A 1,694-nucleotide genomic window follows, 5' to 3' on the forward strand; every position below is an offset into this window, starting at 1 on the left:
CGCTGCGCCATGCCGCGCGAGGTCTCGGGCGGCATGGCGCAGCGCACCTCCCTCGCGCGGGCGCTCGCCCGCAATCCGGCCGTGCTCCTGCTCGACGAGCCGTTCGGCGCGCTCGACGCGCTCACCCGCCTGAAGATGCAGGACCTGCTGCTCGACGTGCACGCCGCCGAGCCCACCACCGTGCTCCTCGTCACCCACGACGTCGACGAGGCGCTGCAGCTCGCCGACCGCATCATCCTGCTGGGTCGCGACGGCGACGAGCCCGGCGCCCTGATCCGCCAGACCATCGTGGTACCGGGCCACCGGCCGCGCGACCGGGGGTCGGCCGAGCTCGCCGAGCTGCGCGGCCGCCTGCTCGACGGCCTCGGCATCGACCGGCACGGCGCCGCCCGCGGCGTCGAGACCACCACGACCATCCCGCACTACCCGTACTGACGGCGCCACAGCCCCGCGCCGTCGCATCCATCGCACCAGTCAAGGAGCCGCATGTCCCGCACCCCCTTCCTCCGTTCGGCGCTCGTCGCGGGCGCCGCCGCCACCGCCCTGCTGCTCTCGGGATGCGTCGCCGGCGAGGGCCAGGCCGCCGAGCCCCAGCCCACGTCGACCGCCTCGGGCGAGGCCGTCTCGCTCGAGGGTCAGACCCTGAACATCGACTTCGCCACGTACAACCCGCTGAGCCTCATCATCAAGGACCAGGGCTGGCTCGAGGACGCCGGCCTCACGGTCAACTGGGTGCAGTCGGCGGGCTCGAACAAGGCCAACGAGGCCCTGCGCGCCGGTGCCATCGACGTCGGCTCGACCGCGGGCTCGGCCGCGCTCCTCGCCCGCTCGAACGGCTCGCCCATCCAGGTTATCGACATCTACTCGCAGCCCGAGTGGTCGGCCCTCGTCGCGCCCGACGGCTCCCCGATCACGTCCGTCGAGGACCTGAAGGGCAAGCAGGTCGCCGCAACGAAGGGCACCGACCCCTACTTCTTCCTCTTGCAGTCGCTCGAGGCCGAGGGACTCGAGGCTTCCGACATCACCGTGCAGAACCTGCAGCACGCCGACGGCTGGGCCGCCCTGCAGAACGGCTCGGTCGACGCCTGGGCGGGCCTCGACCCGATCATGGCCGGCGCCGAGGAGCAGGGCGCGAACCTCTTCTACCGCAACGTCGACTTCAACAGCTACGGATTCCTCAACGCCACCGAGTCGTTCCTCGCCGACAAGCCCGAGGTCGCGCAGGCCGTCGTCGACGCCTACGAGACGGCCCGCGCCTGGGCCGCCGAGAACCCCGAGGAGACCGCCGAGATCCTCGCCGGCGTCGCGGGCCTCGACGAGGCCGTCGCCACGAAGGTCATCACCGAGCGGTCGAACCTCGACGTCGACCCCGTGCCCGGCGACGCACAGGTGAAGGTGCTCGAGAAGATCGGCCCGATCTTCGTCGAGCTCGGCGACGTGCCCACCCAGCAGCAGGTCGACGACGCGCTCGACACCATCATCAACGACGAGTTCGTGACGCAGGCCGACGCGGGCCGCTTCAGCTGATCCGCTCCAGTTGACCTGCTTCACCCGGGGAGAGACATGACCGACACGGATGCCGCGGCCGAGCCGATCGCCGACCCGACCGGCACGTCCGCCCGCACGTCCGACGGCGCGACCGTCGTCGTCGGGCGGTACGGGTCGTCGGTGGTGTCGCCGGCGGCGCGGGACCG

At 72.0% G+C, this 1,694-nt stretch carries 2 protein-coding genes; both read left to right on the top strand.

Annotated elements, in window-relative coordinates; all coding sequences use genetic code 11:
* On the top strand, positions 1-435 hold a 435-nt coding region (locus GH736_RS22545; protein WP_159607219.1), incomplete at its 5' end, for an ATP-binding cassette domain-containing protein.
* A gap of 51 nt (positions 436-486) precedes the next feature.
* Positions 487-1,527: an aliphatic sulfonate ABC transporter substrate-binding protein gene (locus GH736_RS22550; protein ID WP_159607221.1), complete on the top strand. Its 1,041-nt coding sequence runs from the start codon at positions 487-489 to the stop codon at positions 1,525-1,527.
* Positions 1,528-1,694 lie beyond the last annotated feature (167 nt).

The sequence above is a fragment of the Agromyces humi genome, from assembly GCF_009720255.1.
Taxonomy (GTDB): Bacteria; Actinomycetota; Actinomycetes; order Actinomycetales; family Microbacteriaceae; genus Agromyces; species Agromyces humi.